At 36.1% G+C, this 7,729-nt stretch carries 5 protein-coding genes; 3 read left to right on the forward strand and 2 right to left on the reverse strand.

Translation table 11 applies throughout. The features are described 5' to 3' along the window. The first annotated feature begins 130 nt into the window (after positions 1-130). From ACFILZ_RS03955 to ACFILZ_RS03965, 3 genes are all read left to right on the forward strand, one after another. On the forward strand, positions 131-643 hold the full coding sequence (locus ACFILZ_RS03955; RefSeq protein WP_375610679.1) for a hypothetical protein: 513 nt from the start codon (positions 131-133) through the stop codon (positions 641-643). A 2,076-nt stretch (positions 644-2,719) separates the two neighbouring features. Continuing rightward, positions 2,720-3,163, forward strand: coding sequence for a hypothetical protein (locus tag ACFILZ_RS03960; protein ID WP_375610680.1), 444 nt, complete (start codon positions 2,720-2,722; stop codon positions 3,161-3,163). Between the two features lie 1,680 nt (positions 3,164-4,843). Beyond that, positions 4,844-5,605 (forward strand): DUF4167 domain-containing protein, encoded by a 762-nt coding sequence (locus tag ACFILZ_RS03965; protein WP_375610681.1) that lies wholly within the window; start codon positions 4,844-4,846, stop codon positions 5,603-5,605. Positions 5,606-6,682: 1,077 nt separating this feature from the next. On the opposite strand, the gene ACFILZ_RS03970 is transcribed toward ACFILZ_RS03965, so the two are convergent. Beyond that, entirely contained in the window at positions 6,683-7,132 is a 450-nt protein-coding gene (locus ACFILZ_RS03970; protein ID WP_375607016.1) for a hypothetical protein, read from the reverse strand. A gap of 44 nt (positions 7,133-7,176) precedes the next feature. Further along, on the reverse strand, positions 7,177-7,542 hold the full coding sequence (locus ACFILZ_RS03975) for a hypothetical protein (RefSeq protein ID WP_375610682.1): 366 nt from the start codon (positions 7,540-7,542) through the stop codon (positions 7,177-7,179). Positions 7,543-7,729 lie beyond the last annotated feature (187 nt).

Raw genomic sequence — 7,729 nt, forward strand, 5'->3', positions numbered from 1 at the left:
TAAGGTTGTCTGAGGTTGTCTGAGGTTGTCTGAGGTTGTCTGAGGTTGTCTGAGAAATGCAAGAGCCGTACAACGGAAAAAAATATGCAAATGCTTAATACGCGTTTAGCTTATCAAAAAGGGGGATATAATGGCACTTTTTCCATTTTCTATTGCTGATATTGATGATCCTGAATGTATTCGTGTCGTTCTTTATGCTAGCGGAAGAATGGGACATGCTCCTTTAAACGCATTGTTGAAGAAAGCATATGAAGATATTACAAAAATTTCAAAGCGCATGGATGCTTTAGAAAAAAAATTAAATGCTCTAGATCTTACCAGTGTCGAACAGAAAAAAAATGAGAAAGAAGAGAAGCAAGACAGTATTAATAGTGTTGTGAGTGGTGGAATAACGACATCAAACAGTTTTGTGAGCGCACCAGAAATTAAAACAGAATCATCGTCCGCTGGAGACATATTTTTTTCTCCAATATACGAGGCACCAAAAATAGACTACAGCTCTTTTATTTCAAAATTTACAGCACATAAGCCGCTAGAATTACACAGTAGTGTTGCTCAAAACATCAGTGTTGAGCATTCTAGAGAGATTTCTTCTTTGTTAGAAAAGAGTGATCATAACAATATGTATGGGTTGAAGCTGTAGATCAGATAAACCTGATTTATATCTTCGGTGGGGACTGGAATTGCACTCTGTTTGAGATGTTAAAAAAGGGGTAAAAATTGATAGAGAAGCGTTGTTGCAGGATAAGTTGATCATGCGTTGTTGGGGAGAGTAGGGCGCATATTGAAATCTAAGGGTAAGTTTTTAAAGCCTACAGAGAAAGGAGCTGTGCCCAAACAAAAACGCATGGCAAAAGAAGCTTTAAAAAAATAAAAAATCTTGCAATACTTTGAAAAAGCTTTTGGATAGAGCATTCGATGATTTTAAATCTATAAAAAATTGCCATTTTCACGCTTTTTTTTAAAGAGAAAAAGAGCAGTTCATCTCGTTGTGTCTTTTCTTATAAACGAAGAGAAATGCTATACTGTTTAAGAAGACTTGAAGGCTAAAGTTTCACTTGTTTTCTTGTCAGACAAGATTGTATAAGCGGTTGTTTGTCTTATCCTGCTTATGCTGTAAATACTGTCCTTTCAGGTGTGATGATATAAGGCAAGCTCTTTGTAAGAGCCTCCCTGATACAAAAAGTGTTTTTTTAAGGGCGTGGAAAATATTTAAGGCAGGCTTATTTGTTGAGCTTTAAGTTTAAGTCAATCACATGTGAGAAAGCCAAATGGACCCCACTGCAATCTGGGCTGTTGATAAATCAGATTGGGTGAAGAATCTTCATCTTTTGAAGTGGTGGATGTAAGTTAAGAAAAACCCGCTTTTACAAGCGTAAAAGAACGGGTCTTATTATAATTATGGACTTAAATCATGTGTGTTTTTTCATGGATTATATTGAGATAAAGCTACAAAGTATTTTGATTTATTTGATACGTTTTTATTTTAGAAAGTGTATTGTTATAAACAGCTCTCCTCAATACGAATGTATCATTATTTATACTCTTTTTGGATATTTTTATAAATATAATTAAAAAGCTTGCAATACTATACGTTTTGTGTATAAGTATTTATTATTGATTTCTTTTGTATTTTATTTAGTTATATCTCTATTCATAAGCCGCGCCTTTAAATGGTGCGGCTTTTTTTACTTTCTAATAACAGGGGCGCTATATATTTGTTATTGAGATGGCTTTGGATATTTTTCTCATTATTGTATTTTGTGATTTCATTTTGCAGTGAAATCTTTAAATTCTTGTGTGTTTTATCCCAATAGGGAAGATTCAAATAAAAATGCAGGCGTCTGGTTTCGGTTTCTTTGCTTTGGTTGGGGGGGCGTTGAATAGTTAAAGAATCTTTGTGATTGTTTGACAGAGAATGATATGAGGTGAAGCATAAAATGGTGGCGCATTTGAAGGGCCATTATCATGCATGCCAGCATGGTCAAAAATGCAAATGTGTCTTTAACAGTGTTTGTTGATCTCGATTAGAAAGTCTATTCTTTTTTGTTAGGAGTTTTACATCTATAATCTCTTATCTTGTTTTAGCGACTGCTTTTTGAGGGGGCGGTAATAGAAGGCGTATAAGATTTTATATATGAAGTGTTTGTGTGGTGAATAACGGTAAATCCATTGAGCACTCCCATCTTTACGATTATGCAGAGGCAAGCCGGCACCATCATTGTATTTTCTCGCTCCCAATATTACGACAGCCTTGGTTCGTGAGACGATTCATAAGAAGCATATGCCTTTCTTATACAGTTTTTAATCCACATGCCAGCTCCGCTTGTAACTTGTAAGCGACATGGTTTTGATTGTTTCAACAAAAAACAAACTTCGGATGAGAGAATCCTATGGTGTTTGGGTTTTTCATTCAACGTGCAAAACAATAAAGACTCTTTATAAATCAATATGATGTGTCTTAACAAAGACGAATTATTTATAGAATCGCATGGATGAAGAATCTTCGTCTTTAAAAGTGGTGAGAGAAAATCATCAACCCTATTTTTTCATAAAGGGTATGAGAAAAGTGTTTCATAAGAATTATACGGTAAAAAAGAGAGTCTTTTGACATAAGAGTCTTGATCGTTTGCGGCTATAACCTGTATTGTGTACACAGATACTTCTATCGTTTTTTGCTGTAAAAGCTTCTCTTGGGATATTAAAGGGTACAATCTTTATGGAAAAAAGAATCCGAGCAAGACAAAAGGCTTATTTCAAAAGATTATATCGCAAGATTGCTTTTGTTTGCATAATACTTTTTTGTATAGTGTTTTTGTGTTTTGTTGTTGCAAAGGTGGTTAGTTATTTTTCTTCTCATAAAAAAGTAACACAACAAGCACCCGTTGAATTGGTTATTCCTGTTTTTGATCTACGCGTATATTGCAAGGAAATTTCTGCCTCCGTTATGCCCGATATGAAAAGAGAGGTTTATCAGCATTGTCTTAATTTGGAAAGTGAGGCCTATTTTGCTATTCGTGAAATGTGGGATAAGCTTTCTGATAGTGCTAAAAAACAATGTTTGACGAGGGTCCGTCCTGGGGATGGAAATTATTTTCTCTTACGAGACTGTTTTCTGAATGAAAGAGAAAATAAAACAGGCAAAAGGCGCAATTACTTTTAAGTTTTTATAGGGAACGTTAAAAGGATGCGAATTTTGATAAAAAGATAAAAGCCTCTTAAATGACTATCTGCCTCATGACCAATAGCAGCTTGATTTATTTATCTTGTTATATCGCACTTCTTATTTAAGGTATGGCGATATAAGATATGGATGGCCTCCTTGAAATGTTTAAGGGGGCGTGGTGGAGTTTCTGGAGGGGTTGTTGCGCTTTTTTAAGGGAAATAACGAGTGTGGGAAACCCATTTCGTAATGGCTTTGGTGAATGGTATAATGGTAAAACCCTCATGAAATGTATAAAATTTATAAAGCAAGTTCATCTTTATGGTTTAAAAAAGAGTAAGCTGGTACTATCTCACACTTTGCTCCGCTTCCAATGGTGCCTCTCGACAGCCCCTTAGCCTTAGAGACGGTTCATAAGAGGTACTTTTAGTATTTTTTTTCGTTTTTACTCCATGCAGGTTTTCCTACGTGTAACATGCAAGAAAAAGAGATTGATTCAATAGCAAACAGATTGAGGATGAAAAATCCTACGGTATTAAGTTTTCTTACTCAACACAAAAATATGAATTATCATTACAAATCAATTCAGTGTATGAATTTTATAAGTATTTTCATTGTTGACAGACCCGTGTGATTTGAGAATCTTTCTTCTTTGAGGGTGTAAGTCAATAGACATGACAAAAATGAGTAAAAAAACATTTTTTTATAAACATTCAAGGCTTCTTCATGCGTAAAGCGCTGTGTTGGGTTTTAAAATGTGCTTGTTTTATAATTCCAGTTTTCTTTATCAGAAAAGATAAGTAAGGAAATACGTTAGGCCATTCTTATTGATAGGCTTTGAGGAGGGTATTTTTTTGAGAAGAAGCTGATTTTTAAAAAAGTGTGACATATTGGTTGTTTTTTTCATAATTTGATATTTTTTTGTATTTAAATATTTTGTTTTTAAGCTCAATTTGTTATAAATAAAAACTGTGATTAACTTAAAAACTCTATGGGTTAAAATAAAAATTGATAGTATCGTTGGCTTTTTTGGGAAAGAAGATTGATCTCTTGGTGATTATAGGGCTTGAATAATACTTCGTGTTAATCTATCTATAAAAATTAAGAGGTTTTGTGAAGCGATCGTGGATTATCGCTCGCAAGGGGTTGCTTTAGCGATGAAGAGAGGCTATATTTATAAAATAAAGAGGTTCGCGCAGTGACTCGTTGGGATGGAAGTGCTTGTGAGTTAAATGCACGAGGGGGTAGAGAATATCGGCGTTTTTAGGAGCGGTGGTTTTAGAGCAAAAAAGGAAGCTTCTACTATTCTCTGGCAGGAATTTTTTCTTTGTCAGGTGTGTTATATGTGTGTTTTCCTTTTTGTTTTCCACAAGATAATTATTTTTTTTAGTGAAATATGGTTTATTTTAAAAAAAACACTTGGCATTTTACGTGAACATCATTAGGTTTCTGCTGTTTGACAGAGAAAAAGGGAATTTTTGATTTACGATTTCCCTGCTGTTTTGTGATTTTCAAGAAAATATATGCTTTTATCAATATCAGTAGGGTTCGTTTGAGTGAAATAAACGCGGATAGCTTGATAAGCGTATGTTAAACGTGATCAGCATTATCAAAAGATAATGCAATGAGGAAGAGTCAATTAAGACACACATAAGACAAACACTCCAAAAAGGGATAAAGATGAGGCCACAACAAAATAGACGGGTACGCGGTCGCAATAATAACAATAATGGTAATAACAATAATAATCGTCGCGGGCCTAATCCGTTGTCTCGCAATTATGAAAGTAGCGGTCCGGATGTTAAAATTCGCGGGAATGCTCAGCAAATCGCCGATAAATACATAAGCCTTGCGCGTGATGCACAAGGTGCAGGTGATCGTGTTATGTCGGAAAATTATTTACAACATGCCGAGCACTATTTGCGTATTATTTTAGCAGCAGCTGGGCAAATGTCTCAATCGCCTCGGCGTGATGAAAATCGTGGTGATGAAAACGAAAATCGTGATGAAAACAATGGACAAGAATGCGGTGAAATAAATCTTGACGGTGAAAAAAATGATACTGTTGAGGGTGATACAGATGTATTACAAATGTCGTCGCAAAAAAATGGCGATGGCCAAAATGATAAAATGCAAAATGGAGATGCGCGTGAAAACGCTTTAGAGGCTCTATCGGATGAAAAAACAGATCAAGAGCACTGTCTCTCTGAGAAAAATGTTGAACCCATCAAAAAAACACGTCGTTCTCCCCGTCGACGTACTGTACGCACTCAAGATGAAGCACCTTTTGAGCTTTCACTCACAACAGCAGAAAGCTCTAGCAATGGAGATGCATCAAAAGTGACAAAAGAGGCTTCTTCCTTGCCTGAATTAGGTGAAGGGATACAGAGAAAGACGCGCCGTCGCCGAGTGGTCAATCTTGAGGCAGAGGAAAATGTTTAAACCTGAAGGGTGCTGTGTAAGCGCGCTTGTGTGGTGATGTTATTGGTATCATGATAATAAATTATAATATGCTCAAGAAGCTTCTTGCGCTTTCCTTCAGTTTTCACGGGGCTGTATCAGGAACTTAACGAAGGCTGTTGACAGAAAAGATTGCCTCTTTGCTGAGATTTAAGTGAGGGGATACAGAGAAAACCACATTCGTGTATTTTAAGAGGCAGTTCTTTTATGAAGAACGCAATGTCGTTGTTTTATTTAATTCACACCTATATTTAATATTGTTCAATATATTCATGCCCATTTCGCGCTGGTGTTTATGAATTCTATCATGTGAAATCCATCGGTTATCTTTGCTTAATAAAAGATGTAAGCTGGGCGTTATTGCTTTAATTTTCAATGTTGCAACAGTTCTTCTTTTGATACCGGATTATCTATAAGAGGTATTTTATTCATCAATTTCCTTGCTAGGGTATGTGAGGAAATGATTTTGATGAGCTTCATCATAAATAGATTTGAGATGAGAGAATCTTACAGTATTTGAGGTTCTCATTTGACATGCAAAATAAATCATCACTATAAATTAATATGTTGAATTTTTACACTCAAGAAGAAGCATTTCTTGCACGTTCATTAGCTTTTCATCAAATGATGTCCGTTTTCTTAAAAATGGGAATGCGTTGACAGAAAGGTTTCTTCTTTTCCAAAATTCAAGTGAGGGGATACAGTAAAAAATGCGCCGTCGCCGTATGGTGGAAATTTAAGACTTATCACATTGATTTATAATAACAATTCATTTTTTTGTATGTTAGGTGAGAGCCCCTAAATCCCTAGGATTCTCTCATTCCAAATTTGTCCCATGGTTGAATCAACAAAAACCATTCGCCTGCACGTTGCAAGCGGGGAGAGCCCGTGTGGATAAATTTGTATAAGAAGGAATAAAAATGGCTCTTATGAACTCTCTCTAGCGCCAAGGATTGTCGGCAACACCTACGCGCTGGAAAAGCGTGTGATAATGCCCGGCTCGCAGAAAATGTTTAAACCTTCAGAATGCTATGTCAGCGCTTATTGAGGTTGGCTTGCTTAATGAGGCGTTATTGTCGATATTTTTTCTGTTGTTTCAACAGAAAGAATGGAGACAAGTGCACCGGTATAATAATTGTAAATCATAAATTTTGTTTGTCCATCAGGGGTTAAAATTTTCAGTACAATATTGTTCTCTGAGAGGCTTTGCGACAAAATCTGTGTTTTTTCCGGTAAGGAGAGCGTATGATGGGTAGCTTGTGGATTTTTGCTGAGAGAGGAAGATCGCTCTGTTTGTTTTGACGCTGATCCCGTTGCGATAACTTTATAAACAATTAAAAATAGTACGGTCAGAATAAGGAAGAGCGTTATTAAAACGGAAATAATCATTAATCCCATAAGTTTTTTTCTCACCCGTTCTACAGCAGGATCTAAGGGGAGATCTTGAGGCAGAGTACTTTGCTCTGTGTGATGGTCTTTTGAAGGGTGCATTCGCTTATTATCTATCATGTCTTCCATTGATTATTTTTTTGAGATCTGATGGGTTTATGCTTTTAAAGTTTTTTGTGCAAGAGGTTTGTGGAAGAAGAACGCAAAAGAGGAAGCGATGTTGGTAAAATATCTTCTTTGTGGACTGTAGACAGCTTGTCCTTTACGTTTTGGCTTTTAAGAAGAAAATTTCCACGGTTTGTTACAGACCAGATCAAGTTTACTTCTTGTTGATGTAAACTGGGTTGTACGTTTATACATTGAGCAAAAATTTGTTGTCCATAAAGTGCAAACTTTTTTGTGGACGGTATCATGGCTTGTTCACAAGCTTGAGCTGTTGGGTAAGTTTTAACCATTGTATTGTTCGAATAGCAACTGTTAAAATCATCCGTACATGAAACCAATAAGAGGATAAAAACAAGGGGATTCATAAATTATTTTCCAAATGAGTAGTTGACAGTGTGAACTCCAATTTGTCAGCCTAGGGGCTTCTTCATTGTTAAACGGTTTTACAGTTTTTTAGTTCCCCTTTGAGATGTCGGTTCCCCTTTGAGATGTCGGTTCCCCTTTGAGATGTCGGTTCCCCTTTGAGATGTCGGTTCCCCTTTGAGATGTCGG

Source organism: Bartonella sp. AP40SXNS (genome assembly GCF_042195825.1).
Classification (GTDB): Bacteria; Pseudomonadota; Alphaproteobacteria; order Rhizobiales; family Rhizobiaceae; genus Bartonella.